This window comes from Christiangramia sediminicola, assembly GCF_031344135.1.
GTDB lineage: Bacteria > Bacteroidota > Bacteroidia > Flavobacteriales > Flavobacteriaceae > Christiangramia > Christiangramia sediminicola.
Map to the genome: position 1 here is coordinate 670,615 of NZ_JAVJIU010000003.1, position 26,202 is coordinate 696,816.

Below are 26,202 nucleotides of genomic sequence, written 5' to 3' on the forward strand. Positions count from 1 at the left end.
ATTGACTGTAAGAATCACACCCAAACTCTATGAATCTATTCAAGAGGTTTCTTAATCCCAAGTCGAAGGCAGACCAGGATCAGGATATCCCTGAGAATGCAGACAGAGGGAAATATATGCCGGAGGTAAAATTACCTACCGATGAGCGTTTTATGCTCAATTTTAAAAATAATGGAGGGAAGTTCTTATACTGTGTGGATGACGCAGAAGTTCAGGAGGCTTTTGATAATATCCTCATGGAGAATGACTGGTACGAGAAGCAATGTTGCTGTTTTGATGAGCAACTTATGAACAAGTTCAAGGATTTCAATCTCGAATTCAATAAATCGGCAAACGCTGAATTTTATTTATCAACATGTGAATTTCTGGTGGCAAATGACGGATCAATTTTGATCTCATCCAACCAGATCAAGGAAAGAAAACTTCACGACCTTCCTGCTAATTTTATCATATTATCCTCTACTAGTCAACTAATTGACACCATCGGAGAAGGACTTAGAGGAATTAAATTCAAGAACAAACAGCAAATCCCTTCCAATATCACCACGATCAAAAATTTTGAGACTCAAAAAGAAGGTGATTTCATGAGTTATGGAAGTAGTACAAAAAACCTATATTTGCTGCTGCTGGAAGATCTGTAATTTATGAGGGAAACCATTATTCGTGCCGTTTCGGGATTGTTGTATACATCCATATTGGTTGCTTCCATCCTATCCTCAGAAGTGATCTTCATAATTCTCTTTTACCTTTTAAGTTTAGTATGCCTTGTAGAAATGCAAAAGCTACTACGTTTAAAGAGCTATGCACTTTACTTTTTACAGGCTATCCTATTTTACCTTTTCAGCTTTTTAAAATTTAATCAGGATGCAACGATTTTGTTATTGTTGATAACGGTTTTTGTAAATCTATTCCTGGTAAAAGACCTGCTGGTAGTTAAGAAAATTCCGGTATTTGAAAAGAAGAAATACATTATTATCATTTTTTACCTTATTTCATCTACCATATTCTTAACACTTATTCCCACTATAGAAGGTGTTTTTATACCGAAACTCGTAATTGGGATTTTCTTCCTGATATGGACTAATGACACTTTTGCTTATTTAATAGGTAAGAATTTTGGTAAACGAAAGCTTTACGAAAAGATCTCACCAAATAAAACTATCGAAGGTTTTCTAGGCGGGCTTGTTTTTAGTGTGATTATGAGTTATGCGATCTGGTATTATACACATTTCCTCACCATGTGGACCTGGCTTGGAATGGCTATAATTCTTAGCATCTTTGGAACATTAGGAGACTTAATTCAGTCAAAATTTAAAAGACAGGCTGGTGTAAAAGATAGCGGTAAGTTAATGCCAGGCCACGGTGGATTGTTTGACAGGCTGGATAGTATTATCTTTGCCAGTCCATTCATTTATGCTTATTTATATATATTGAATTATGTTTCATAAAGAAGGATATAAAATAATGACTATTACTGCGATCATTCTTATCGCAATAAATATCATTACATACAGTTTAATTAATGTATACTGGATAAAGTTTGCCATTCTGGTGGCTTCTATTTTCTTTTTCCTTCTGATCATTCAGTTTTTCAGAAACCCAAAAAGAAACACGAGCCTGAACAATGAGCATATTATTGCTCCGGTTGATGGTAAGGTTGTAGCGATCGAGGAAGTTTATGAAAAGGAATATTTTAAAGATAACAGGCTTCAGATATCTATTTTCATGTCTCCTGTAAATGTTCATGTTACTCGTCATCCTGTTGGAGGAAAAGTAACATATAGCAAATATCATCCAGGTAAATTTTTGGTAGCCTGGCATCCAAAATCGAGTGAAGAAAATGAAAGGACTACTGTAGTTGTGAAAAACGAAACTGCTGGTGAGATCCTTTATAGACAAATTGCCGGCGCACTGGCAAAGAGAATTGTAAATTATGCAGAAGTTGATGCTGAAGTAGTTCAGGGAAGTGACAGCGGATTTATAAAATTTGGTAGTCGTGTAGATGTATTTGTTCCTGTTGGAACAAAAGTGAATGTTGAGATTAATCAAAAAGTTAAAGGAGGCGTTAGCGTAATTGCTGATGTCGCTTCTTAAAAAATAAGATGGCAGAAGAAAACTCGAAGTTTCTAAAAGCCTACGAAATGGCAAGTAGCACAGATCAGCAATTTCCACCTGATGTGCTTTTACACTTTTACGCGCTTTATAAAAGAGCTACAGAAAAGAATGGGTTCTATATCCCTCCTACTAACCAGGGAGACCTAAGAAGCGCTTTTAAGATCAATGCGCTTGTCCAGGTAAAAGATCTTAGTAAGAAGCAAGCAGAAGAAAAATATATAGAATTAGTAGAGCAGCATATTGGTGAAATATCAGGTTAATACTAGAAATTTTAAATAAAAAAAGAGGACGATCTGTCCTCTTTTTTTATTTAATGTCATAAATCTTATCCAAGATTTTTTAGACTTGCCTTTAGTGCTTCAATTCTCGCTTCTGCATCAGCCTTCTTAGTCTTCTCAACAGCTACAACTTTTTCTGGGGCATTGTTTACAAAACGCTCGTTCGAAAGTTTTTTATCTACAGATTTCAAGAATCCTTCAGTATAAGTCAATTCTTCCTGTATCTTCTTCTTTTCTGCTTCTACATCAATCGCACCAACGATAGGGATAAAGTACTCATTAGATCTTACTCTGAATGAAAGCGCTCCATCAACTGAACCATTTACATATTCAAGATTCGAAACATTACCCATTTTCGCGATCACACTGTCAAAAGTTTGAGAAGTGTTTTCATTATTCAGAACACTAAGGTCAATTTTATTCTTAAAAGAAATATTCTTGTCCTTTCTAATTTTTCTTACTCCGGCGATCACTTCAGCTGCATGAGAAAACTCTTTAATTATATTCTCATCAAAATCTACTTGCTCCGGCCATTTAGCTACGATTAGAGCCTCTTCAGGAGTTCTTTCCGTGATCTCCTGCCAGATTTCTTCCGTTACGAATGGCATGAAAGGATGTAGCACTTTTAAGTTATCTTCGAGTATTGCGATAATAGCTTTATAAGTTTTCGCATCCATAGGCTCACCGTAACCCGGTTTCACCATTTCCAGGAACCAGCTACAGTAATCATCCCAGATCAATTTATAGGTAGACATCAAAGCATCACTAATTCTATATTTTGAGTAATGATCTTCAATTTCCCTGATCGTCTTCTGGAATTTTGCTTTATACCAGTCGATTGCCATTCTCGCAGTTTTAGGTTGATCAATTTCTTCAGAAATTTCCCAGCCCTGAACCAAACGAAATGCGTTCCATATTTTATTGGTAAATCCACTACCTTGCTTACATAGGTCTTCATCGAACATCAGGTCATTCCCGGCAGGAGAACTCAATAACATCCCTACACGAACACCATCTGCACCATATTGATCTATCAAGGCTAATGGATCTGGCGAATTCCCTAGAGATTTAGACATCTTTCTTCTTTGCTTATCACGAACTATTCCCGTTAGGTAAACATTTTTAAAAGGTCTTTCTCCTCTATATTCATAACCCGCCATGATCATTCTTGCTACCCAGAAAAATAGAATTTCTGGCGCGGTCACAAGATCATTGGTAGGGTAATAATATTCAATTTCTTTATTTTCAGGCTCCAGGATACCATTGAAAACGCTCATTGGCCACAGCCAGGAAGAAAACCAGGTATCCAGAGCGTCTTTATCTTGAGTAAGATCTGAAGCGGTCAACTCACTATTTCCTGTTGCATCCTTAGCTTTTTCCAGAGCCTGCTCTGCAGTTTCAGCAACTACAAAATCATTCTTACCTGAACCGTAGAAGTAAGCGGGAATCTGATGACCCCACCATAACTGACGTGAAATATTCCAGTCTCTAACATTCTCCATCCAGTGACGGTAAGTATTCAGGAATTTTTCCGGTACCAGATTAATATCGTCTCCAAGAACAGCTTCTATAGCTGGCTGAGCCATTTCCTTCATTTTCAGAAACCATTGATCGCTGAGTTTTGGTTCAATCACAGCACCTGTTCTTTCACTAGTTCCTACCTTGTTTACATAATCTTCAACCTTATCTACAAAACCAGATAGTTCAAGTTCTTCAACAATCTCAGCTCTTACTACAAACCTGTCTTTTCCTTCATAATGAAGTCCGTATGAATTTAAAGTAGCATCATCATTGAAGATATCGATCACATCAAGGCCATGTTTATCTCCTAGATTTTTATCATTTTCATCATGTGCAGGTGTAACCTTCAAACATCCTGTCCCAAATTCCATATCTACATACTCGTCTTCAATAATAGGAATGGTTCTATTACAAATTGGAACTATTGCTTCTTTACCTTTTAGATGAGTAAATCTTTCGTCATTGGGATTAATACATATTGCAGTATCTCCAAGAATAGTTTCAGGCCTTGTAGTTGCTATCGTTAGATAATCTTCGGTTCCGTCTACTTTATATTTAAGATGGTAAAGCTTACCATTTCTTTCTTCATAATTCACTTCCTCGTCTGAAAGTGTGGTTTTCGCCTGCGGATCCCAGTTTACCATTCGATAACCGCGATATACCAGACCCTTTTCATACAGGTCTACAAAAACCTTGATCACAGAGGCCGACATATCGTCATCCATCGTAAACTTTGTACGTTCCCAATCACAAGAAGCACCAAGTTTTTTTAACTGCTGAAGTATAATTCCTCCATGCTTATTTGTCCAGTCCCAGGCGTGCTGTAGAAATTCCTCGCGCGAAAGATCATTTTTCTGAATCCCTTCAGATTTCAATTTTGCTACAACCTTTGCTTCAGTAGCAATAGATGCATGGTCGGTTCCAGGAACCCAGCATGCGTTATAACCTTTTAAACGAGCTCTTCTAACCAGAACATCCTGAATAGTGTTATTCAGCATATGTCCCATGTGAAGTACACCGGTCACGTTTGGCGGCGGAATTACAATGGTATATGGCTCTCTTTCGTCAACTTCCGAATGAAAATAGTTGTTTTTCATCCAGTAGTCATACCACTTATCCTCTACTTTTTTCGCATTATATTGTGAAGCAATTGCCATTTCTTGGTCTGGTTTTTGAATAATGGCAAAAGTAATTATTAATGTAGGATTATGAAAGCTACTGAAATGATTAAAATTTTTGAGATTTGAAGTATTTCAGACTATCTTTACTAATCCGATTAAAATTTTTGAATTATGAAAAAACTTATTGCAATAGCCATTTTTGTTTTTGCTGGACTGGCAACAGCTCAAGCTCAGAAAACAGCGAAAATAGAATTTAAGTCAGAAACCATTGACTATGGTGAAATAATGAAAGGAAGCGATGGCGTTAGAGTCTTTGAATTCACCAACGTTGGAGATGCTCCTTTGATTATCGAAGATGTAAAGTCCAGCTGTGGTTGTACAGTGCCTAAGAAACCGGAAGAACCAATTATGCCTGGTAAAACCGGTGAAATTGAGGTGAAATATGATACGAAAAGAGTTGGACCAATTAGAAAAACAGTAACTGTTTATTCTAATGCAGACGAGCCTACAAAAGCCTTAAAGATTAAAGGTCTTGTAAAAGATGAAGCTGGAGACAGCAAATAATCTTATTAAATAGATAAGAAAGCCTTCCATACTGGAGGGCTTTTTTTATTTAAAATCAGGGGATAATTACCCTGAGAATATTATTGATTAATATTTAAATTTTGCAATTTTGCACTGCACAAATTACAAGCTATGCCTAAGATCTCTAATAAAGGGCTGGAAATGCCTGAATCACCGATAAGAAAACTGGTTCCATTTGCTGAAGCAGCAACTAAAAAAGGTCGTAAAATATATCAACTGAACATTGGTCAGCCAGATATTAAAACGCCAGAAGTTGCCCTTGATGCAGTTAGAAAACACGATATAGATGTGTTATCTTATAGTCATTCTGCAGGTTTTGAAAGTTATAGAGAAAAACTGGCCGGTTACTATAAAAAAACTGCGCTACCTGTAAATAAAGAAGACATTATCATTACCACAGGCGGATCTGAAGCTTTGCTTTTTGCCATGGGAAGTATTACAGATCCAGGTGACGAGGTGATCATCCCTGAACCATTCTACGCAAATTACAATGGTTTTGCTACCGCTTCAGGCGTGAAAATAAGACCAATCCAGGCGAGCATCGACAATAATTTTGCCTTACCTCCTATTTCAGAATTTGAAAAATTAATTACTGAAAAGACCAAGGCAATCCTTCTGTGTAATCCTGGAAATCCAACCGGATATTTATATACAAAAGATGAAGTAAAACAATTAGCAGATCTCGCACTAAAGCATGATCTATTCATAGTTTCTGACGAGGTTTATAGGGAATTCGCATACGAATGTGCCGTTCACCACTCTATTATGAGTATACCTGAACTTGCCGATAATGCCATCATGGTAGATTCAGTTTCCAAGAGGTATAGCATGTGTGGCGCAAGAATTGGATGCCTTGTTTCAAAGAACAAAGAAGTGATAGACACGGCTATGAAATTTGCTCAGGCAAGACTAAGCCCGCCAACTTTCGCACAAATTGCGAGTGAAGCTGCATTAGACACTCCGCAGTCTTACTTTGATGATGTTATCGAGCAATATACATATAGAAGAAATCTCCTAGTAGATGGTCTTGAAAAGATCGATGGAGTTAAGGTTGCAAAACCAAAAGGAGCTTTTTATTGTATCGCAGAATTACCTGTTGATGATGCTGATGATTTTGCGAGGTGGTTATTAGAAGATTTTGAGGATGACAATGAAACGGTAATGGTTGCACCTGCTGCAGGTTTCTACTCTACTCCCAATACCGGTAAAAACCAGGTAAGAATAGCTTATGTTCTTAAAAAGGAGAACCTGGAAAGAGCAATTGAAATTCTTGAAAAAGCCATAAAAGTTTATAACCAGAAGAATTAATGCGTGTACTGCGAAATTACTCCCTTAAAGATCACAACAGTTTTGGCATAGATGTTAGAGCTGAAAAGTTCATTTCTATTCAGAAAATTGAAGATCTAAGGAATCTACTTCGCAAAAGTTACGCATCAGAACTATTTATCCTTGGTGGCGGAAGCAATATGCTTTTGACCGGCGATGTGAATAAAATGGTGCTTCATATAGCTCTCAAGGGAAAAGATATTGTTTCTGAAACCGATTCTGAAGTAGTTATTGAAGCCGCAGCTGGTGAAAACTGGCATGAATTCGTTTTATGGACGTTAAAGCAAGGTTTTGGCGGATTAGAGAACCTTTCTCTTATTCCCGGGAACGTTGGAACGGCACCAATCCAAAATATCGGAGCTTACGGAGTTGAATTGAAAGATACATTTGTTAGCTGCAAAGCAATGAATGTCCAGACTCTGGAAGAAAAAGAATTCAGCCTTGAAGATTGTGATTTCTCGTATAGAAATTCAGTTTTTAAAAATCAGCTGAAAGGTCAGTATATCATCACTTCTGTAAAATTCAGGTTAACCAAAAAAGATCATCATCTAAATATTGATTATGGTTCAATTAGATCAGAGCTTACAGCAAAGGGAATCACCGAACCAGAAATACAGGATATTTCAAATGCGGTAATTGCCATTAGGCGATCTAAATTGCCAGATCCAAAGGAAATTGGCAACAGCGGAAGCTTTTTTAAAAACCCGGTCATCAGTAAAGATCAATTTGAAGGTCTTAAATCAAAATTCCCGGAAATACCTTCCTATGAAGTTTCAGAAGATGAAATAAAAGTTCCGGCAGGTTGGTTAATAGATACCGCCGGATTTAAAGGTTATAGAAACGGAGATGCGGGTGTGCATAAGAATCAGGCACTTGTGCTCGTGAATTATGGCGAAGCTACAGGTTCTGAAATTCTAGATCTTTCAAAAACTATTCAGAAAAGCATAAAAGACAAATTTGGAATTGATCTCGAAGCCGAAGTCAATATCATCTAAATAAAAAAGGGATCCAAAACAGGATCCCTTTTCATTTTAATATATCAAACTTACTAGGCTTTCTTCATTACAACAGCATCGATGATATGTACTACTCCATTTGAAGCATCAACATCTGCCTGTACCACTGTAGCTTTATTACCAGCTTCATCAGTAAGAATTACTTTCTCTCCTTCTAGAGAAGCCTTAAGCTCTCCTCCTCCAAGAGTTGAAATAGTATACTCACCATCATTATCCTGGATCATTTTCACTAATTCCTGAGAAGTGATTTCGTCTTCAACAACATGATATTTTAGAACATCACCAAGTTTAGACTGGTTTTCTTGTTTCATTAAATTATCTAAAGTAGCCTTATCAACCTTTTCAAATGCCGCATTATTAGGTGCGAACACTGTATAAGGTCCTTCACTTACTGTAAAAAGTTCTGCCATTTCAGCAGTTTGTAATGCGCTTACTAAAGTACTTAAGGTATCGGTCTCCATTGCTTTTGCCGCAATACTGTTAGATTCCATTTCCATTTTTTCCTTTTCAGCTTTCATTTCAGCTTCTCTTTCAGCCTCCATTTGTTCCATTTTAGCTTTCTCTTCCTGTTCCTTCTTCTTATTATCTTCGCATGAAGTAAAAACAATAGCTGAAAGTGCTAAAACCGTAAATAACATTTTAATTTTCATAATCGTAGTTTTTTTCGTGATTAACAGTGCAAGATATTGTGCAAAAGGCAGTTATTGCTAAGGATTCGATTAAAGTTTAGTTAAATATTGTAAAGGTTATATTAATGATGACCGGCATTTTCAGTTGCTCTATTTTATTGTTATTTTTGCATCAGAATCCTATTAGCATGAAACTATTTATAATAAGCGCTATTTTATTAGGTCTGGCATTCGCCGGAATTGCGATCAAGATCTGGGGCAAAAAAGAAGGTAAATTTGCCGGAACTTGTGCCAGCCAGAATCCATATCTGAACAAATCTGGTGAACCCTGCAGTTTCTGTGGTAAGATGCCAGACGAAATGGAAAATTGTGATGATACTCCTAAGATCAAATAGACTGAATGGGAACATTATTACTTGGTTTTTTCATTCTTGTTAGCTTAGTTAACCTCATCTATTTCTTTTCATTCTTTTCATTCTCGACCTCGGGAATCAAGAATAAATTACATCCGGAGGTACCTGTTTCAATAATTATATGCGCTAAGAATGAAGAGGAAAATCTTAGAAATTTTCTCCCTTCAATTCTTGAACAGGATTATCCAGATTTTGAGATCATCGTGATTAATGATGCATCTGCAGATAACACCCTCGAGGTCATTGAAGAATTTCAAAACATAGATCCAAGAATTAAGGTTGTAGATGTTCAGAACAATGAAGCTTTCTGGGCAAATAAGAAATATGCTTTGACCCTTGGTATAAAAAAGGCAAGAAACCAGCACCTCCTTTTTACCGATGCCGATTGCGCTCCACAATCTAAAAACTGGATAAGAGAAATGTCTCGAAATTTCCAGCCAGGAAATACTATAGTTCTCGGCTATGGCGGATATTTCCAGCACACCGGATCCATTTTGAATAAATTAATAAGATTCGAGACCTTGCTTACCGCAATTCAATATTTCTCCTACGCACGTTTAGGCTCACCTTATATGGGAGTTGGTCGAAACCTTGCCTACACCTCCAATCAGTTTTACGAATTGAAAGGTTTTGCAAGTCACCTGCATTTAAGATCTGGTGATGATGATCTTTTCGTTAATGAAGCAGCCACGGCACATAATACCGCTATTTGTTTTCACCCGGATTCAATTACCCGAAGTGTTCCAAAAACGAGTTTTTCCGAATGGTTTCATCAAAAGAAAAGACATGTTTCAGTTGCCGGATTTTATAAAACCAAACATAAAGTACTACTTGCTGGATTCTATATTTTTAGAGTATTATTCTGGCTCATGCTAGTAGCGCTATTAATCCTTCAGATCTATCCAAAGATCGTATTGGGAATTTTAGGAGTTAAATTGATCACAGAAGCTTTTGTTTATATTAAGGCTGCAAGAAAATTGAATGAAACTGATGTAGTCTGGTTATTTCCATTTTTCGATATATTTTTAATATTCCTGCAAATGGTTATATTTATCTCCAACCTCATTTCAAAACCAAAACATTGGAAATAAATCCGGACCAGCTACTGGAAAAGATCAGGGAAGCCAAAGACGGAAGCCAGTCAGCTTTTAATTATCTTCTGGATAGATACTGGAATGATGTATACGGTTTTCAGTTAAAGAAAACCCGGAATGAGTATGAATCTGAAGATATTACCATTCAAACTTTTTCCAAGGCTTTCAACAAGATAGACACCTTCGACGAAAATTATTCTTTCACCACCTGGTTGATCGCAATTTCCAAGAATATTCATATAGATCAGATCAGAAAAAGAAAATCTTCAATAACTTCAAGAACTTCAGTAGATGATGAAGAACGGGTTTACGAGATCGTTGATGAGACACCCGGGATTGAAGACAAGCTGATAAAAGAGCAAAACCTTGAACAACTCTTGGCCGACATCAAACAATTGAAACCGCATTACCAGGAAGTGATCAATCTTAGGTTTTTTCAGGAAAAATCTTATAAAGAAATCGCTAGCAGCCTGAATGAACCAATGAATAATGTAAAGGTCAAACTACTTAGAGCCAAGAAGTTACTTTCCGAAATCATAGAATCCCGAAAAGCTTAAGTAAGGAATCAAATCCTGGAGTGTCTAATTTATGCAGTTCAGCTTATTATTGTATCTTTGAATCTCAGATTTTTGCTATGAATACAGACGTTGCGCCCGTAAAATCGAAAACAGAAAGAAAGCCAAAACCAAAATGGCTTCGTGTAAAACTTCCTACTGGAAAAAAGTACACTGAATTAAGGAGTCTTGTAGATAAGTACGACCTTCACACTATCTGTACTTCAGGTAGTTGCCCAAATATGGGTGAATGCTGGAGCGAGGGTACTGCTACTTTTATGATCCTTGGTAATGTTTGTACGAGATCTTGTGGTTTCTGTGGTGTGAAAACAGGGAGACCTGAAACTGTAGATTGGGATGAACCTGAAAAAGTAGCCAGATCTATCAAGCTAATGCAAATTAAGCATGCTGTTGTTACCAGTGTAGATCGTGATGATCTTAAAGACATGGGCTCTATAATCTGGGCTGAGACGGTAAAAGCCATTAGAAGAATGAATCCTGATACAACTTTGGAAACCTTAATTCCAGATTTTCAGGGTAATGAAAGAAATATAGACCGAATTATCGAAGTGGCACCTGAAGTGGTTTCGCATAATATGGAAACTGTTAGAAGACTTACTCGTGAAGTTAGAATTCAGGCCAAATATGACCGAAGCCTTGCTGTTCTAAAATATCTCAAAGATAACGGGATTAGAAGAACCAAGTCTGGGATCATGCTAGGCCTTGGAGAACAGGAAGAAGAAGTAATTCAGACTTTAAAGGATCTTCGTGAGGCCGGAGTTGATGTGGTTACTATTGGCCAATATCTACAACCTAGTAAAAAACATTTACCGGTTAAACAATTCATCACACCAGATCAATTCAAGAAATATGAGCAAATAGGACTTGAATTAGGTTTCAGACATGTTGAAAGTAGCGCCTTGGTAAGATCTTCTTATAAAGCACAAAAACACATTAACTAGTCAGTGAATGGCTAAACCTATCAATATTGCCATCAACGGTTTTGGCAGAATCGGGCGAAATCTCTTTAGAATACTTTTAAATCATCCATTCATTAAAGTGGTTGCCATAAATGATATTCATGATTCTAAAAGCCTGGCTCATTTACTGAAATACGATTCCATTCATGGAAGGCTTCCAAATGAAATAACTTCCAGCGAGGAAGGAATTTATATTGACGGTGAATTATTTCCACTTTTAAATCATAAGGAACCGGTTGATATTCCATGGGAAAATCATGATGTAGATTTCGTGGTAGAATCATCAGGGAAATTTAAAACTGAAGAAAGCTTAACTGGTCATTTAAAAGGTAGCGTAAATAAAGTGATCTTATCGGTTCCACCTCAGGATGATAAGATCAAAATGGTGGTTCTTGGAGTAAACGAAGAGATCTTAGATGGTTCAGAAAAGATTATCTCCAATGCTTCATGCACAACCAACAATGCTGCTCCTATGCTTAAGGTGATACATGATCATCTCGAAGTCACTCAGGCATATATTACCACAGTTCATTCTTATACTTCTGATCAAAGTTTACATGATAAACCACATAAAGATCTTAGAAGAAGTAGAGCTGCAGCACAATCAATTATTCCTACAACTACTGGAGCAGCGAAAGCTTTAACCAGTATTTTCCCAGATTTAAGTGACGTCATTGGTGGCTGTGGAATTAGAGTCCCTGTGCCTAATGGATCGCTTACCGATATGACTCTGAACGTAAAAAAGGATACTACAATCGAAGAAGTAAATGCTTTGTTTAAAAAAGCTTCTCAAGGTGCCTTTAAAGGTATTATTGAATATACCGAAGACCCGATAGTATCTGTAGATATTTTAGACCGCAGCGCAAGCTGCATTTTTGATGCACAAATGACCTCTGTTATTGGTAATAAGCTAGTAAAACTGATTGGATGGTATGACAATGAAATTGGATACTCCAATCGTCTTATCGATTTAATTTCACTCATTAACGATAAATAGCTATATTTAACCACATTAACAGCTTCTAGCTATTTTCCCGAATGAAGAACTTAAAGCTTATAATTTTACTTTTTTGTTGTTTTATCACCTTTGGATTTCAGGACTCAAAGATGGTTAAGGCCGATCCGAAGCCTGAACAAATAAGGGAATTACTAACCAAAGCCGAACATTCTATCGATATGATGGAATTTGATAAGGCGCAAAAACAATTAAATCAGTCTCTTGAGTACGCTAAAGAGATCGATCATAAGCGTTATATAGCCCTAACCAGTGGTATTCTTGCGAGAATGTTCCAGGTTCGTCACGAATACGACAAGGGTATTACTCAACTAGAAAGAGCCATTTCCATCCAGAGAGAGATTGATGATCAGTCTGGACTCGCCTACTCGTATGTATTATATTCTAAGATTCTTAATTCCAAAGGTGAACTAGACCGCGCCATAAAATACCTTGATCTAGCAAAAACATATTACGAAAAAGAAGATGATGAGGAGCAATTAGGTCTTATATCCCTGAATAAAGCAGTGATTTGGCTTAGCAATGAAGATACAAGAGATAGGGCTATTGCTGAATTAAAGAACGCAGAAATATACCTTCAGGAAAGCACCAATAATTATGAGCTTTCAAGATTGCATTATTTCCTTGCGAGGGCTTATAATTTTAAAGGTGAATTTGAAAAAGCAGAAAATTCCGCTCTAATCGCTTTAGAACTCGCACAAAAAGAAGATTATACAGGTATGACCATGTATAGTTATGGTATTTTGAGTGAAATTGCTGAACAAAGAAACAATCTTGCAGCAGCTTTAAAATACCTTCAGAAGAACAATGAGGTTCGAGAGTACGTTTTTAATATTAATAAGGAGGCTTTACTTACTGAAGCTAATGCAAGAGAAGGTGTAGATGCCTTAAAAAGTACGCTGGATGAATTAACAATGCAGAATGCCGAACAGGAAAGAACATTGAAGGTTAACAAGCTTACCACAATACTAAGTGTCGCCCTTATCACGATTTTATCACTGTTAACCCTTTCTCTTTATAAGAACAATAATCTAAGAGCCAGAGCGAACGAATTACTACAGAAAAAGAATTCAGAATTGATACTAGCCAAGGAGAACGCAGAAAAAGCTTCTATGGCAAAAGCCCAATTCCTAACAACAATCACCCACGAATTAAGAACTCCGTTGTATGCGGTAACCGGTTTAACTCACTTATTACTGGAAGAAAGCCCTACTGAAAGTCAGAAAGAGCATCTTAATTCCTTGAAATTCTCGGGAGAATATTTATTATCTCTGATCAATAACATTCTTGATCTGAATAAACTTGAAGCGAATAAAGTAGAAATCGTGAAGTCTAATTTCGACCTTGAAAAGAGAATGTCTGATGTTCTTATCGCCCTGAAAAATTCAGCTGACGAAAAGAACACTAAGATACACTTCGACTTCGACAAGAATATACCGAAAAAGCTTGTTGGGGACCCGCTTAAGATTTCTCAGATCCTTATCAACCTACTTGGAAACTCAATTAAGTTTACTGAAGATGGTGATATTTGGATCTCAGTTAAGCAAACCAAGCAGAAAGAAAAAACGGTATCGCTTCTATTTGAAATAAAGGATAACGGTGAAGGTATTGGTAAAGAAAAGCAAAAAGCAATTTTTGAAAACTTTACACAGGGATCCACACAAATTAACAGGAAGTTTGGTGGTACAGGTCTTGGACTTTCTATTGTTAAGAACCTACTTAGTCTTCTTAATAGTGAAATTGAACTGGAAAGCGAGTTAGGTGAAGGTTCTAAATTTACTTTCGAACTTGATTTTGAAGCTCCGGAAGCAGAAATCAAAAACACTGTGGCCGATACTCCGGTTAATGTGAAGGAAACTGAGCTTACCAATGATATAATGATTGATAAGCGCATCCTTGTAGTTGAAGATAATAAGATCAACCAGATGATTACGAGGAAGATCCTCGAAAAGAATAAAGTCATCTGTGATGTAGCCGATAACGGTAGCATTGCGATTGAAAAGGTCAAGAATAATGAATTTGATCTTATCCTGATGGATATTCACATGCCAGGAATTACGGGAATAGAAGCTACCATCGAAATTAGAAAGTTCGATCCTGAAATTCCGATTATTGCCTTAACGGCAGTAACACTTGACGATAACCTTGACGAATTTTACCTGAATGGTTTTAATGATATTATCCCCAAACCATATAAGACAGAAGAGTTTTTCCACAAGATCAATAAGTACCTAGCAGCCAGAGAAACAGCGATTTAAGATCTTTGGCACAGGCTTTGTAAAAAGAATAGCTAGTAGGATTATATAGAGATAAAGAGACTTATATAGTTTGAATTAGCCAAAGTAAAATGAGGTGTTTCCGCACCTCATTTTTTATTTACAAACTCCAGTATTTTCGAGTTAAATTCAGATCTATTATTTACAAATTTGGTCCTGATGGGCAGATAGAATAAGCGGTCAGAATCTATTCTTCCTTTTAACCTCATAAAATCTTTTTCCGTAGTTACGATCTTCTGAAGTTTATTCAATTCTCTTATTTCACTATCATTAAAATTGTGATGATCAGGAAATTTCTGATGATCGAACTGTAGATTTTTATTCTGTAAATACTCTACCAAAGGTTGCGGCCTGGCAATACCGGTGATTAAAGTGAATTCTTCTGAATTCAATTCACCTAGCGGAATATTCCCAATATCAGAATACAAAATGTTAGAATACCCGATACTGCTAAAAAATACGTCCTGACCTGGTAAAGGTTTTAGCTCTGAGGTGATTCTGTTCATTTCAGCAACAGAAATATCTTCCGGACATTTAGTTACCACTATAACATCGGCGCGCTCTGCTCCAATGTGTGACTCTCTTAAATTACCACCAGGGAGCAAAAGATCATTAATGTAAAGATCTCCAAAAGCAGTTAGCAAGATATAAAACCCCGCTTTCACCTTTCGGTGTTGAAAAGCATCATCAAGAAGAATAACATCAGGGGAAAATTTCAACAATTCGGCAATCCCTTCCCTCCTGTTCGCATTTACAGCGATAAAACTTTCTGGAAATTTATTTTTAAACTGCAAAGGTTCATCTCCTGTCATTGCAGCGCTATCATCGGTTTCAACCAATCTAAAGCCTTTACTTTCCCGTTTATAACCTCTACTTAAAGTAGCAACTTTGTATTTTTTATTCAGAAGAGATATTAAATATTCAACCATAGGAGACTTCCCCGTACCACCCGTATTCAGATTCCCCACACAGATCACCGGAAGATCATATGATTCAGAATTCAGTATTTGCTGATCATATAATATGTTACGCATACCGGTAACCGCATGATATAATACGGAGAACGGATAAAGTAATTTTCTGAAATTCGGCATGTAAGGCTTTATAGAATATTTATATTTGAAAGACAACAGGATAGACTGATGTTTCTCATTTGGCAAACTGATAGCTAAAATATTAAATTATGATCATAAAGGACGTAATAAGTCTTATTGAGGATTTTGCTCCCACTAAATATGCAGAAGATTTTGATAATGTGGGTCTACTCGTAGGAGACTCTAATTTAGAAGTTACCGGGGCTCTTATCACCTTAGATACTTTAGAAGCAACTGTAGACGAGGCGATTTCAAAAAATTGTAACCTTATAATTAGCTTTCATCCCATCATTTTTTCAGGTCTTAAAAAACTTACCGGCAGGAATTATGTGGAGAGAACGGTTCTGAAAGCAATTAAACATGATATTGCCATTTATGCAATTCATACGGCTTTAGATAATCAGCATAAGGGAGTGAATGATATGATCGCTGAAAAGTTAGGACTAGTGAACCGAAAGATCCTAATTCCAAGAACAGATTCCATTAAAAAACTGACCACATTCGTGCCTGTTGATAATGCAGAAAATGTTAGATCGGCTCTTTTTAAAGCTGGTGCCGGAAGCATTGGGAATTATGATCACTGTAGTTTTAATATAACCGGTAAAGGCAGCTTCAAGGGAAATGAAGATTCTAATCCTGTAAAAGGTGAAAGAGGAAAAGTCCATTTTGAGGATGAGACCCAGATAGGGATCACGTATCCTGCTCACCTGGAATCAAAGATACTGAATAGCCTATTTGAGGCACACCCCTATGAAGAAGTTGCGTATGAAGTGATCTCACTGGAAAACAAGAATCAGCATCTTGGAATGGGAATGATCGGTGAATTACCTGAACAAATAGAAGAAAAGGAGTTTCTGAAGCAATTAAAAAGTACCTTTAGAACCGGATGTGTTAGACATTCCAAATTATTGAAAAAACCCTTGAAAAAGGTAGCTGTTTTAGGAGGAAGCGGTGCATTTGCTATTGATAATGCGAAAGCCGCAGGTGCAGATATATATATTTCCGCAGATTTTAAATACCACGACTTCTACAAAGCCGAGGAAAAGCTAGTGTTAGCAGATATTGGACACTATGAAAGTGAACAGTTTACAAAAAATTTACTATATTCTTTTCTTAGCAAAAAAATTAGTAGTTTTGCACTTATTTTAGCAGATACAAATACCAATCCAATACATTATTTATAATATGGCGAAAAAAAACGATGTTACTGTAGAAGAGAAGTTAAGATCACTGTACGATCTTCAGTTGGTGGATTCGCGAATTGACGAAATCAGAAACGTACGTGGTGAATTACCTCTTGAAGTTGAAGATCTGGAAGACGAGGTAGCAGGTTTAAACAGACGCCTGGAGAAACTGGATGCAGATATAGAGGTGATTGATAATGACATCAAGAACAAGAAGAACCAGATTGAGGAGTCTAAGACTACTATCAAAAAATACTCTGAGCAGCAGAAGAACGTTCGTAATAACAGAGAATTTAATGCTTTAAGTAAAGAAGTTGAATTCCAGGAATTGGAAATTGAACTTGCGGAAAAGCACATCAAAGAATACAAAGTTAAGATCGAGCAAAAGAAAGAAGTGATCTCTCAAACTAAGGAGAAGCTTTCTGAGCGTGAGGAGCATCTTAAGCACAAGAAAAGCGAGCTTGATGAAATTCTTAAGGAAACAGAGAAAGAAGAGCAGGCTTTGATCGATAAATCTCAGGAATATGAGAAGAATATCGAAGAGAGACTTGTAACGGCTTATAAAAGAATTAGAAGCAACGTAAAGAACGGCCTTGCAGTAGTACCTGTAGAGCGTGGAGCTTCTGGAGGTTCTTTCTTCACAATACCACCACAGGTAATCATGGAAATTGCTGGTCGTAAAAAGATCATCACAGATGAACATAGTGGAAGAATCTTAGTAGATGAAGAACTTGCTAAAGAAGAGCAGGAAAAAATGGAAAGTATGTTTAAGAAGTTCTAAACTTTTTAAGTTTTAAATATAAACTGCCTGGAGAATAACAGTAAGATCTTAGGATCTGAAGCAAAAGTTTTTCAGGCAGTTTTTTTATACCCGAATATCAGACATACCGGATTAACAAGTATTTCACAATAAACGCTGTTATAAAGGCTATCTTTAGCTAACCCAATTTCGTTAATTATGAGAATTACAATAATCCTGTTAGGCTTATTTTTAAGTTTAACTTCCTGCAATGATACCAAGAAAGAAAATGATACTGAAGCCTATCCTGAACAGAATATAAATCAGAACAGAGATCAGAACTCAGAACAAAATCTGGATAAAAAATCCAAGGATACTACAAGTCAAACCGAAGTTGGTAAGGCTGAACCTGCAAGCTTTGAAGATTTCACCGGAAACTATATTAATACAGATCATATGGAGGATAATAGCTGCCAGTGTTTTTGTATCGAAGTTACGACCAGCACCTCTGAATTATGCCTGAAAGAAAACGAACTATTTATTAATGCCAGTTTTCAACAAAAAGGAGAAAATATAGAAATCTATTATGAAGGAAAATCTTCTCGTACCGCGAATAAAGATATTCCCTGGGATAAATTTGAAACTGGTACGCCTATTGCTGTTTTTACACCTGCAGATAATGGCTTCAAGCTTGACTGGAAAGGTTTTTCTATTGACGGGGATATTGCCATTGATTATGCATTATTGGGTAAGAAAACCCTGGAAGCAACTTATAAAAGAAAATAACAATGAAATTTTTATTAGTAAATCTATTAAGCCTGGCATTTTTAGCCTGCGGAAACCAAACTAAAGATAATAGCGTTACAAACGCTGAAATTGCCAATGCCGAACCTGTAAGTGTTCCGGCAGAAAATGGTATGGAAAAGGCCTATTTCGCCAGTGGGTGTTTCTGGTGCGTTGAAGCAGTTTATGAAAGCGTAGAAGGTGTAGACGAAGCCATCTCTGGTTACTCTGGAGGTCACACTAAAAACCCAACTTACGAACAAAGCAATACAGGAAAAACTGGTCACGCAGAAGCTGTAGAAGTAATTTATGATCCGGAAGTGGTGAGTTTTAAGACATTAGTAGAGGTCTATTTTGGTTCTCAAGATCCAACTCAGGTAAATGGTCAGGGACCAGATAGAGGTTCACAATACCGTTCTATTATTTTCTATCAAAATGCTGAACAGAAAAAGATCATAGAAGAAGTTAAAGCGGAAGTTGCTAAAAATTATAATGAGCCAATAGCGGCGGAAATATTGCCATTTCAGAAATTCTGGATTGCGGAAGATTATCATCAGAATTACGAGAAGAACAATCCTCAGAATCCATATATTCAGAAAGTATCAATCCCGAGATTGAATAGATTCAAAGAAAAGTTTCCTGACATCTTAAAAGAAGATGCTCACTAAAAATAAAAAAAGCTGCCTCCTGGCAGCTTTTTTTATTTTTTGATTAGAGCTATAATTTTCTTTTCCACTTCTGGGCTATCCCAATTCTGCTCAATATTTGGTGTTTTCATCACCTCATCCATGATGGCTCTCTGGTAATCCCCGATTTTCAACGCTTCTGAATAAGCTTTATCAGAAAATGTAACCCGGGAATATAATGGCGCCCATAATTCTGGATGAGCCTGAGCGAATTTCTTTTCTATCTTTTTCCTTAATAAAAACATCGGGTCTGCAGTTTTGCTGCTCATCTCTATAAAATTACGATAGCTTAATTCTGCAATGGCATCTGCATTTGGTTTTCTTTCGGTTTGATATTCCTGGAAGATCTGTTCCCAGTCATCTCCGTATTTGTCTATTTTTGAATTCAATACTGAAATATCCTCGAATCCGGCATTCATTCCCTGTCCATAAAACGGAACGATCGCGTGAGCTGAATCTCCAACCAAGGTTATTTTATCATAATAAGACCATGGGAAACATTTAATTGTCACCATAGCACTGGTTGGATTCTTGAAAAAATCCTTTTTTAGATTAGAGATCTCATCCTTAATATCCGGGAAATAATTTTCGAAAAACGCATCTGCCTGCTGTTCGGTTTTTATCGTTTCAAAAGAAGTATCTCCCTCAAATGGCATAAACAGCGTACAGGTAAAAGTTCCATCTAAATTAGGCATGGCTATAAGCATGAAATTGCCACGTGGCCAAATGTGAAATGAAGAATTATCCAGTTTATGAGTTCCATCTTCATTCGCAAGAATGGTTAATTCCTTATATCCAACATCAATAAAATGTTGGGAATAATTGAACCGGCTCTGTCTTTGCATTTTATGACGGACTCTTGAAAAGGCTCCATCAGCTCCAAAGATCAAATCAAATTGATATTCTTTCCAAACGCTTTTTTCAGATTCGCCTGTGTAGAGTCTAGCTTCCTGCATGTCTACATCCCAGATCTTTTCCTCAAAGCGAAATTCAGCACCTGCCACTTCCGCAAGATCTATCATTTTTCTATTTAATACTCCCCTGGAAATTGAGTAGATAGCCTCCCCTTCTTCTCCATATTTCTGAAAGTATACCGGCTTGCCTTCAACATGCATAGCTCTTTTATCCAAAGGTAACGCCAAATCCCTGATCTCATCCTCTACTCCAGCTTCACGCAAAGCATTCCATCCTCTGTTTGACATCGCAAGGTTAATAGACCTCCCCGAAAACTGAACTTTTCGTACATCTTGTCTGCGATCAAATACAGTTACTTTGTGCCCTTGTTTTCTAAGGAAAATAGCAAGTAACGATCCAACAAGTCCAGATCCTACTATTGCTACATCTTTCTGTTTTTGCATGAATTGGTTTGAAAGTAAATCCCGGCAGCGGTTTATATTGCCTTGAGATCGTGGTTATTTCTATCTGCGAAATTACTTAATAATTATGAAATAGACCTGAGACTTCCCGATTTTGCCGCGAACTACAACAATAGCTCATTTATAATTTAATTAACAGCGAAGAAGAATCATAACTGGTAATTTTAAAGAAAAATAAGCTATGAGTACAGAAAAACAAGCGCTATTACAATCTTATAAACTCGGAAATCTAACTTTAAAGAACAGAGTCATTATGGCTCCCATGACCAGAAGTCGTGCAGATAATTCGGAAAAAGCTCCCACAGATATGCATGTGGAGTATTATACTCAAAGAGCCGGAGCCGGACTTATTATTACCGAAGGTTCTCAAGTATCTGAAAGAGGAGTTGGCTATGTAAACACACCAGGAATGCATACTACAGCACAGGTTGAAGGTTGGAAGAAAGTCACAGAAGCGGTTCATGAGAAAGATGGAAAGATCTTTATGCAGTTATGGCATGTGGGCCGAATTTCTCATCCTAAATTTCATGAAGGTGAAAAACCACTAGCGCCAAGTGCCATCAACCCTAATGAGCAAGTTTACACGCCAGAAGGTTTTGAAAAAACTACAGAGCCTAAGGAAATGACCATTCAGGAGATACAGGAAACTGTTCAGGAATTCAAGCATGCAGCTCAAATGGCAAAAGATGCCGGATTTGATGGAGTTGAGATACATTCTTCAAACGGTTACTTGATACATCAATTTTTCAATAAGAATGCGAACCAAAGAACAGATGATTATGGCGGAAGCATTCCAAACCGTGCAAGATTTTTCTTTGAAGTTCTGGAGGCTGTAAGTGAAGTATGGGCAGAGAACCAGATCGGGTGTAGATTCAATCCATCTTTACATAAATCTTTTGGAATAATTGCAAGCGAAGAAAGCATTCCAACTTTCGATTACATTATTGAGAAACTGAATGCTTATGATCTGGCTTATGTCCATCTTTCAGAACCATTTACAGATGTGAGCGATGTTCCTTACCTGGAAACTGAAATTGCAAAGCACTATAGAAAGATCTATAAAGGAACATTAATGATCAATAATGGATTTGATCGTGAGTCTGGGAATGAAGTTATTGAATCAGGAGATGCAGATTTGGTGGCATATGCGAAATGGTTTATTTCCAATCCAGATCTTCCAGCTCGATTCGAAAATAAATGGCCTCTCGCTGAATATGATGAGGATACTTTCTATACTCCTGGTAAAGAAGGGTACACAGATTATCCAGCCTACGAGGAAGAAAAAGTTTCATAATTTTTTTATAAAGCTGTTCTAAAAGCTGTTAAGAGTTTATGAAGCCTATGATTGTTGGGGTAAATTAGATTAACTAAAAACAAATAATTATGGATCAGGCGAAACTTGACCACATGAGGTCTACTTTAAACAAACTTGAAGATATCAAGAATACGCAAAGCAGTATCATTGATAAGATCAATCATGTGATTACAGATTTATTTGAACATCCCGACAAAAATCTTGAAAAAGTAATGGAGGATGCACACCAAAAGGCTTCAGATAATATAGATGCGGTTAGAGAAGCTATGGAAGAATATGAGATGGCCATTAATAAAATGGAAGCTCAGGATTAATTTAAAACTACATTAACAGGCTTTTAAAAGAGCAATCAATAAATTGAGGTCAGTCTAATAAACTGACCTTTTTTTATGAAGCATATTACCTCCAGCGAGATCAGAGAAATGGAAAAGATCTACCGTCTGAATCTTATAAATAGTTGCACAGGATATAAATCTGCCAATCTTATCGCCACAAGATCAAAAAATGGAAATCCTAACGTAGCGGTTTTCAGCTCTGTAACCCATATGGGAAGCGATCCAGCGATGCTAGGATTTGTCACCAGACCTTTAAGTGTCTCCAGAAATACCTACGACAATATTAAAGAAACTTCATACTTCACGGTAAATCATATTCATGAGAAAATGATCGAGCAGGCACATCAAACCGCTGCCAAATATGATGAAGATATTTCAGAATTTCATAAAACCGGACTGGATGAGGAATATCTGGATAATTTCCATGCACCTTATGTACAGCAGTCTGAAATTAAGTTAGGCTGTAAATACCTTAACGAATATCATATTAAAGAAAATGATACGCTTCTGGTTGTTGCCTCTATCGAACATATTTATTTTGATGAAGGAATTCAGATGCCCGATGGGTGGCTTCGACTCGATGATGCAGGCACTGTCGCGGTAAATGGACTTGACGGATATTCGCTACCAAGTCTTTTGGACAGGTTCCATTATGCAAGACCCGGCCAGGAAGTGAAATCCTTTTTCAGCGAAGAAAATAGCTGATGAAAAATGTGCGGAAAGAAAATCTTCCTGAAAAAATTTGTCCCGTTTGCGAACGTCCTTTTAAATGGCGCAAAAAATGGCAGAAAGATTGGGAAAACGTGAAATATTGTAGTGATAAATGCCGAAAAAATAAATAATGAGCACAGGTTTAGTTTGGTTTAGAAATGATCTTCGAGTTTCAGATAATGAAGCTTTAGAAAGTGCCTCAAGGGAAAATGACAAAATAATTGGAGTCTATTGTTTCGACCCTCGCCAATTTGAAAAAACTGCTCTTGGATTTCCAAAAACTGGAAAATTCAGAGCAAAGTTCCTAATTGAAAGTATCGAGGAATTAAAGCAAAACCTGGAATCATTAAACATTACGTTATTGATTTATCTAAAAAAGCCAGAAGAGATTATTCCAGAAATTGCTAAAAAACATCAAGTTTCTACTATCTATTTTCAGAAGGAATGGACACAAGAAGAAAAGGATGTAGAGAATGCCTTAAAAGAATCAATTCCTTCAGTCGAATTTAAGTCGTATTATCAGCAATTTCTTTATCACCCAGAAGACATTCCTTTTAAATCTTTTGATGAGATCCCAAGAGTATTTACTGACTTCAGAAAAGCCTGTGAAAAAAGGGCTGAAATCAGAGAATTAATAGATACCATTTCTCCAAAAGAAAATTCAAATTTGATTGATAATAATACTTCAATTCCAGGTTTGGAAAAACTAGGTTTAGATTCATTCGAAGAAGATTCAAGGACAGCATTTCCCTACAAGGGTGGAGAAAACCACGCAAAAAACAGGATAAAGAAATATTTCTGGAAGTCAGAAAATCTATCAGAATACAAGGAAACCAGGAATGGTTTAATTGGAGAATCTTATAGTTCTAAACTTTCAGCATGGCTGGCAAATGGATCGATTTCAGCTAAGCAAATCTATTATGAAGTAAAGAAATATGAAAAAGAAGTAAAGAGCAATCAAAGTACTTACTGGCTAATATTTGAACTTCTCTGGAGAGATTTTTTCAAATTCATTTCTTTAAAACATGGCAATAAAATATTTCAATTGGGCGGAATCCTGGAGAAGGACCTGGATTGGAATTCTGATGAAGAAAAACTTCGAGCCTGGATAAATGGAAACACTAAAGAAGATTTTGTGAATGCGAACATGAAGGAAATCGCCTCCACAGGATTTATGAGTAATCGTGGAAGACAGAATGTGAATAGTTTCTGGGCGAAAGAGCTCAAACAGGACTGGCGAATTGGAGCTTCATATTTCGAAAGTATGCTTATAGATTATGATGTTCACAGTAATTGGGGAAACTGGATGTATAATAGCGGAGTGGGAAATGATCCTCGTGACAGGAAGTTCAATATTAAGAGTCAGACAGATAGATATGATCCAGACAATGAATACCAGGATTTATGGCTGAAAAATTAAAAACTCTTAGACTCATTTTGGGAGATCAATTAAACCATCAGCATAGTTGGTTTAAAGAATATCAGGAGCATATCACCTATGTTTTCATGGAAATGAGACAGGAAACAGATTATGTGGTTCATCATATACAGAAAATTCTAGGTTTTTTTAAAGCCATGAGAAATTTCGCTGAATATATAGAGGAAAGAGATCATCAGGTAATTTATTTTAAGATCAATGACAAAGGGAACAAACAGGAATTACAGAAAAATCTTGAGAACTTAATATCAGAAAAGGATTTTGAAAAATTTGAATATCAACTTCCTGATGAGTATCGACTGGATGAACAATTAAAGAAGATCTGTAAAGAAATTGATATTAAAACTGAAGCTTATGACACCGAACACTTTTTTACAACAAGAGATGAATTAGAAAAGTTCTATTCCGGAAAAAAACAAATGGTCATGGAATATTTCTATCGTGAAATGCGAAGGAAACATGATATTCTAATGATGAATGCCAAAGATCCTGAAGGTGGAAAATGGAATTTTGATAAATCGAACAGGAAAAAATGGAAAGGCGATCCCGAAATTCCGCATGAAAGAGGATTTAGAAAAGATCTTACAAACCTGTTGAAGGAGATCGAGCAGGCAGAGATCAAAACCATGGGTGAGGTTCAAGCTAAAAGCTTTAATTGGCCAACTTCAAGAGAAGACTCGCTCTCTGTACTTAATTATTTTTGCAAAAATTTACTGGTTCATTTTGGTGATTATCAGGATGCGCTGCACACAGATCAAGCCTATCTTTTTCATTCAAGACTATCTTTCGCACTTAATACAAAGATGATAAGTCCAAGAGAGGTTATTGATTCTGTAATTGGATATTATTATGATCACAAAGATGAGATCGATATTTCTCAAGTTGAAGGCTTTGTAAGACAAATACTTGGTTGGAGAGAATATATGCGAGGTATTTATTGGAAAGAAATGCCAGGTTATAAGCGATCTAATAGATTAAGGAATCAAAATGATCTTCCAGATTTCTATTGGGATGCGAAAACTAAAATGAATTGTATGCATCATTCTATTAAAAATAGCCTCGAAAATGCATACGCACATCATATACAGCGATTAATGATCACTGGAAATTACGCATTACTTACCGAGACACATCCAGATCACGTAGACCAGTGGTATTTAGGGATCTATATAGACGCCATAGAATGGGTGGAAATCACCAATACCAGAGGCATGAGCCAGTTTGCAGATGGCGGAATCGTAGCTACTAAACCCTATGTATCAAGTGGCAGTTATATTAACAAAATGAGCAATTATTGCGGGAATTGCCATTATAAAGTGAGTAAAAAAACAGGGGAGGATTCCTGCCCTTTTAACAGTCTTTACTGGAATTTTCTGGACTCTAACCGTGAGAATTTTGAAGGCAATCAACGCATGAATATGATGCTAAGCCTACTGGATAAGAAGGATTCTAGAGAAATGGATGAAATTAGAGAAAGAGCAAAAAAGATAATCTGATTATCCGTTTATGCACCTGTTATATTCGCAATTACTAGTCTGTCAAAGAGTTTGTCTCCAAAATACCGTCTGTTTAATTTGTAAATAAACTCGTTGAGATACAACTGTAAGTATTTCCTTTT

The 26,202-nt window shown here is 36.7% G+C and carries 27 protein-coding genes and 2 pseudogenes; 23 read left to right on the top strand and 6 right to left on the bottom strand.

What is annotated here, in order from left to right:
- Window positions 1-29: 29 nt before the first annotated feature.
- The 4 genes from RE431_RS10435 to RE431_RS10450 are packed head-to-tail and all read left to right on the top strand — an operon-like array spanning window position 30 to window position 2,375.
- Entirely contained in the window at window positions 30-641 is a 612-nt protein-coding gene (locus RE431_RS10435; RefSeq protein ID WP_309561917.1) for an LUD domain-containing protein, read from the top strand.
- A gap of 3 nt (window positions 642-644) precedes the next feature.
- Entirely contained in the window at window positions 645-1,448 is an 804-nt protein-coding gene (locus RE431_RS10440) for a phosphatidate cytidylyltransferase (RefSeq protein WP_309561918.1), read from the top strand.
- Window positions 1,438-2,094 carry a phosphatidylserine decarboxylase family protein gene (locus tag RE431_RS10445; protein WP_309561919.1) on the top strand — a complete coding sequence of 219 codons (657 nt, stop codon included), beginning with the start codon at window positions 1,438-1,440 and terminating at the stop codon, window positions 2,092-2,094. Before RE431_RS10440 ends, RE431_RS10445 begins: the two co-directional genes overlap by 11 nt.
- A gap of 8 nt (window positions 2,095-2,102) precedes the next feature.
- Window positions 2,103-2,375, top strand: a complete 273-nt coding sequence (locus RE431_RS10450) for an acyl-CoA-binding protein (protein WP_309561920.1) — start codon at window positions 2,103-2,105, stop codon at window positions 2,373-2,375.
- 91 nt (window positions 2,376-2,466) lie between these two features.
- Here the strand turns inward: RE431_RS10450 and RE431_RS15645 are convergent, their stop codons facing one another.
- On the bottom strand, window positions 2,467-2,514 hold the full coding sequence (locus tag RE431_RS15645; protein ID WP_408914516.1) for a hypothetical protein: 48 nt from the start codon (window positions 2,512-2,514) through the stop codon (window positions 2,467-2,469).
- Window positions 2,504-5,071: pseudogene (locus tag RE431_RS10455) on the bottom strand (valine--tRNA ligase); the annotation flags it as partial. The pseudogene RE431_RS10455 and the gene RE431_RS15645, both read right to left, overlap by 11 nt.
- Before the next feature lie 135 nt (window positions 5,072-5,206).
- Here RE431_RS10455 and RE431_RS10460 point away from each other — a divergent pair.
- From RE431_RS10460 to murB, 3 genes are all read left to right on the top strand, one after another.
- On the top strand, window positions 5,207-5,599 hold the full coding sequence (locus tag RE431_RS10460; RefSeq protein WP_309561922.1) for a DUF1573 domain-containing protein: 393 nt from the start codon (window positions 5,207-5,209) through the stop codon (window positions 5,597-5,599).
- 132 nt (window positions 5,600-5,731) lie between these two features.
- Window positions 5,732-6,928, top strand: a complete 1,197-nt coding sequence (locus tag RE431_RS10465) for a pyridoxal phosphate-dependent aminotransferase (protein WP_309561923.1) — start codon at window positions 5,732-5,734, stop codon at window positions 6,926-6,928.
- A complete protein-coding gene (gene murB / locus RE431_RS10470; RefSeq protein ID WP_309561924.1) occupies window positions 6,928-7,941 on the top strand; it encodes a UDP-N-acetylmuramate dehydrogenase in 1,014 nt (337 codons plus the stop codon). The genes RE431_RS10465 and murB overlap by 1 nt, the downstream gene beginning before the upstream one ends.
- Before the next feature lie 53 nt (window positions 7,942-7,994).
- On the opposite strand, the gene RE431_RS10475 is transcribed toward murB, so the two are convergent.
- Window positions 7,995-8,612 carry a fasciclin domain-containing protein gene (locus RE431_RS10475; protein WP_309561925.1) on the bottom strand — a complete coding sequence of 206 codons (618 nt, stop codon included), beginning with the start codon at window positions 8,610-8,612 and terminating at the stop codon, window positions 7,995-7,997.
- A 167-nt stretch (window positions 8,613-8,779) separates the two neighbouring features.
- Here RE431_RS10475 and RE431_RS10480 point away from each other — a divergent pair, with 167 nt between their 5' ends.
- From RE431_RS10480 to RE431_RS10505, 6 genes are all read left to right on the top strand, one after another.
- Entirely contained in the window at window positions 8,780-8,986 is a 207-nt protein-coding gene (locus RE431_RS10480) for a membrane or secreted protein (protein WP_309561926.1), read from the top strand.
- A 5-nt stretch (window positions 8,987-8,991) separates the two neighbouring features.
- Complete coding sequence (locus RE431_RS10485) at window positions 8,992-10,095, top strand: glycosyltransferase (RefSeq protein WP_309561927.1); 1,104 nt, start codon at window positions 8,992-8,994, stop codon at window positions 10,093-10,095.
- On the top strand, window positions 10,086-10,655 hold the full coding sequence (locus RE431_RS10490; RefSeq protein ID WP_309561928.1) for an RNA polymerase sigma factor: 570 nt from the start codon (window positions 10,086-10,088) through the stop codon (window positions 10,653-10,655). The genes RE431_RS10485 and RE431_RS10490 overlap by 10 nt, the downstream gene beginning before the upstream one ends.
- A 77-nt stretch (window positions 10,656-10,732) precedes the next feature.
- Entirely contained in the window at window positions 10,733-11,614 is an 882-nt protein-coding gene (lipA, locus tag RE431_RS10495; protein ID WP_309561929.1) for a lipoyl synthase, read from the top strand.
- Window positions 11,615-11,621: 7 nt separating this feature from the next.
- Entirely contained in the window at window positions 11,622-12,629 is a 1,008-nt protein-coding gene (gene gap, locus RE431_RS10500; protein WP_309561930.1) for a type I glyceraldehyde-3-phosphate dehydrogenase, read from the top strand.
- Between the two features lie 41 nt (window positions 12,630-12,670).
- The gene (locus tag RE431_RS10505; protein ID WP_408914514.1) at window positions 12,671-14,905 is read left to right on the top strand and encodes a hybrid sensor histidine kinase/response regulator; all 2,235 of its coding nucleotides are present in this window, start codon (window positions 12,671-12,673) and stop codon (window positions 14,903-14,905) included.
- Between the two features lie 107 nt (window positions 14,906-15,012).
- Here the strand turns inward: RE431_RS10505 and lpxK are convergent, their stop codons facing one another.
- Complete coding sequence (gene lpxK, locus RE431_RS10510; protein ID WP_309561932.1) at window positions 15,013-16,017, bottom strand: tetraacyldisaccharide 4'-kinase; 1,005 nt, start codon at window positions 16,015-16,017, stop codon at window positions 15,013-15,015.
- A gap of 89 nt (window positions 16,018-16,106) precedes the next feature.
- Between lpxK and RE431_RS10515 the strand changes: the two genes are divergently transcribed.
- From RE431_RS10515 to msrA, 4 genes are all read left to right on the top strand, one after another.
- Window positions 16,107-17,201, top strand: coding sequence for a Nif3-like dinuclear metal center hexameric protein (locus RE431_RS10515; RefSeq protein ID WP_309561933.1), 1,095 nt, complete (start codon window positions 16,107-16,109; stop codon window positions 17,199-17,201).
- A 1-nt stretch (window position 17,202) separates the two neighbouring features.
- Window positions 17,203-17,982, top strand: coding sequence for a zinc ribbon domain-containing protein (locus tag RE431_RS10520; protein WP_309561934.1), 780 nt, complete (start codon window positions 17,203-17,205; stop codon window positions 17,980-17,982).
- Between the two features lie 177 nt (window positions 17,983-18,159).
- Complete coding sequence (locus RE431_RS10525; protein ID WP_309561935.1) at window positions 18,160-18,726, top strand: hypothetical protein; 567 nt, start codon at window positions 18,160-18,162, stop codon at window positions 18,724-18,726.
- Window positions 18,727-18,728: 2 nt separating this feature from the next.
- Window positions 18,729-19,391, top strand: coding sequence for a peptide-methionine (S)-S-oxide reductase MsrA (msrA, locus tag RE431_RS10530; protein ID WP_309561936.1), 663 nt, complete (start codon window positions 18,729-18,731; stop codon window positions 19,389-19,391).
- A gap of 32 nt (window positions 19,392-19,423) precedes the next feature.
- Here msrA and RE431_RS10535 read toward each other — a convergent pair whose 3' ends face one another.
- Entirely contained in the window at window positions 19,424-20,767 is a 1,344-nt protein-coding gene (locus tag RE431_RS10535) for an FAD-dependent oxidoreductase (protein ID WP_309561937.1), read from the bottom strand.
- Between the two features lie 199 nt (window positions 20,768-20,966).
- Here RE431_RS10535 and RE431_RS10540 point away from each other — a divergent pair, with 199 nt between their 5' ends.
- The 6 genes from RE431_RS10540 (at window position 20,967) to RE431_RS10565 (ending at window position 26,080) form a co-directional block, all read left to right on the top strand.
- Entirely contained in the window at window positions 20,967-22,079 is a 1,113-nt protein-coding gene (locus RE431_RS10540) for an alkene reductase (RefSeq protein ID WP_309561938.1), read from the top strand.
- An 89-nt stretch (window positions 22,080-22,168) separates the two neighbouring features.
- Entirely contained in the window at window positions 22,169-22,414 is a 246-nt protein-coding gene (locus RE431_RS10545; protein ID WP_309561939.1) for a hypothetical protein, read from the top strand.
- Between the two features lie 75 nt (window positions 22,415-22,489).
- On the top strand, window positions 22,490-23,140 hold the full coding sequence (locus RE431_RS10550) for a flavin reductase family protein (protein WP_309561940.1): 651 nt from the start codon (window positions 22,490-22,492) through the stop codon (window positions 23,138-23,140).
- Window positions 23,140-23,277: a DUF2256 domain-containing protein gene (locus RE431_RS10555; RefSeq protein ID WP_309561941.1), complete on the top strand. Its 138-nt coding sequence runs from the start codon at window positions 23,140-23,142 to the stop codon at window positions 23,275-23,277. The genes RE431_RS10550 and RE431_RS10555 overlap by 1 nt, the downstream gene beginning before the upstream one ends.
- On the top strand, window positions 23,277-24,566 hold the full coding sequence (locus RE431_RS10560) for a DASH family cryptochrome (RefSeq protein WP_309561942.1): 1,290 nt from the start codon (window positions 23,277-23,279) through the stop codon (window positions 24,564-24,566). The genes RE431_RS10555 and RE431_RS10560 overlap by 1 nt, the downstream gene beginning before the upstream one ends.
- On the top strand, window positions 24,551-26,080 hold the full coding sequence (locus RE431_RS10565; RefSeq protein WP_309561943.1) for a cryptochrome/photolyase family protein: 1,530 nt from the start codon (window positions 24,551-24,553) through the stop codon (window positions 26,078-26,080). The genes RE431_RS10560 and RE431_RS10565 overlap by 16 nt, the downstream gene beginning before the upstream one ends.
- An 8-nt stretch (window positions 26,081-26,088) precedes the next feature.
- Here the strand turns inward: RE431_RS10565 and RE431_RS10570 are convergent.
- A pseudogene (locus RE431_RS10570) lies at window positions 26,089-26,202 on the bottom strand (IS1595 family transposase); the annotation flags it as partial.

What these genes read in the sequence shown, in the direction of transcription:
- RE431_RS10435 (WP_309561917.1), top strand. Translation starts at nt 30, where the DNA reads ATGAATCTATTCAAGAGGTTTCTTAATCCCAAGTCGAAGGCAGACCAG.
- RE431_RS10440 (WP_309561918.1), top strand. Translation starts at nt 645, where the DNA reads ATGAGGGAAACCATTATTCGTGCCGTTTCGGGATTGTTGTATACATCC.
- RE431_RS10445 (WP_309561919.1), top strand. Translation starts at nt 1,438, where the DNA reads ATGTTTCATAAAGAAGGATATAAAATAATGACTATTACTGCGATCATT.
- RE431_RS10450 (WP_309561920.1), top strand. Translation starts at nt 2,103, where the DNA reads ATGGCAGAAGAAAACTCGAAGTTTCTAAAAGCCTACGAAATGGCAAGT.
- RE431_RS10460 (WP_309561922.1), top strand. Translation starts at nt 5,207, where the DNA reads ATGAAAAAACTTATTGCAATAGCCATTTTTGTTTTTGCTGGACTGGCA.
- RE431_RS10465 (WP_309561923.1), top strand. Translation starts at nt 5,732, where the DNA reads ATGCCTAAGATCTCTAATAAAGGGCTGGAAATGCCTGAATCACCGATA.
- murB (WP_309561924.1), top strand. Translation starts at nt 6,928, where the DNA reads ATGCGTGTACTGCGAAATTACTCCCTTAAAGATCACAACAGTTTTGGC.
- RE431_RS10475 (WP_309561925.1), bottom strand. Translation starts at nt 8,612, where the DNA reads ATGAAAATTAAAATGTTATTTACGGTTTTAGCACTTTCAGCTATTGTT.
- RE431_RS10480 (WP_309561926.1), top strand. Translation starts at nt 8,780, where the DNA reads ATGAAACTATTTATAATAAGCGCTATTTTATTAGGTCTGGCATTCGCC.
- RE431_RS10485 (WP_309561927.1), top strand. Translation starts at nt 8,992, where the DNA reads ATGGGAACATTATTACTTGGTTTTTTCATTCTTGTTAGCTTAGTTAAC.
- lipA (WP_309561929.1), top strand. Translation starts at nt 10,733, where the DNA reads ATGAATACAGACGTTGCGCCCGTAAAATCGAAAACAGAAAGAAAGCCA.
- gap (WP_309561930.1), top strand. Translation starts at nt 11,622, where the DNA reads ATGGCTAAACCTATCAATATTGCCATCAACGGTTTTGGCAGAATCGGG.
- RE431_RS10505 (WP_408914514.1), top strand. Translation starts at nt 12,671, where the DNA reads ATGAAGAACTTAAAGCTTATAATTTTACTTTTTTGTTGTTTTATCACC.
- lpxK (WP_309561932.1), bottom strand. Translation starts at nt 16,017, where the DNA reads ATGCCGAATTTCAGAAAATTACTTTATCCGTTCTCCGTATTATATCAT.
- RE431_RS10515 (WP_309561933.1), top strand. Translation starts at nt 16,107, where the DNA reads ATGATCATAAAGGACGTAATAAGTCTTATTGAGGATTTTGCTCCCACT.
- RE431_RS10520 (WP_309561934.1), top strand. Translation starts at nt 17,203, where the DNA reads ATGGCGAAAAAAAACGATGTTACTGTAGAAGAGAAGTTAAGATCACTG.
- RE431_RS10525 (WP_309561935.1), top strand. Translation starts at nt 18,160, where the DNA reads ATGAGAATTACAATAATCCTGTTAGGCTTATTTTTAAGTTTAACTTCC.
- msrA (WP_309561936.1), top strand. Translation starts at nt 18,729, where the DNA reads ATGAAATTTTTATTAGTAAATCTATTAAGCCTGGCATTTTTAGCCTGC.
- RE431_RS10535 (WP_309561937.1), bottom strand. Translation starts at nt 20,767, where the DNA reads ATGCAAAAACAGAAAGATGTAGCAATAGTAGGATCTGGACTTGTTGGA.
- RE431_RS10540 (WP_309561938.1), top strand. Translation starts at nt 20,967, where the DNA reads ATGAGTACAGAAAAACAAGCGCTATTACAATCTTATAAACTCGGAAAT.
- RE431_RS10545 (WP_309561939.1), top strand. Translation starts at nt 22,169, where the DNA reads ATGGATCAGGCGAAACTTGACCACATGAGGTCTACTTTAAACAAACTT.
- RE431_RS10550 (WP_309561940.1), top strand. Translation starts at nt 22,490, where the DNA reads ATGAAGCATATTACCTCCAGCGAGATCAGAGAAATGGAAAAGATCTAC.
- RE431_RS10555 (WP_309561941.1), top strand. Translation starts at nt 23,140, where the DNA reads ATGAAAAATGTGCGGAAAGAAAATCTTCCTGAAAAAATTTGTCCCGTT.
- RE431_RS10560 (WP_309561942.1), top strand. Translation starts at nt 23,277, where the DNA reads ATGAGCACAGGTTTAGTTTGGTTTAGAAATGATCTTCGAGTTTCAGAT.
- RE431_RS10565 (WP_309561943.1), top strand. Translation starts at nt 24,551, where the DNA reads ATGGCTGAAAAATTAAAAACTCTTAGACTCATTTTGGGAGATCAATTA.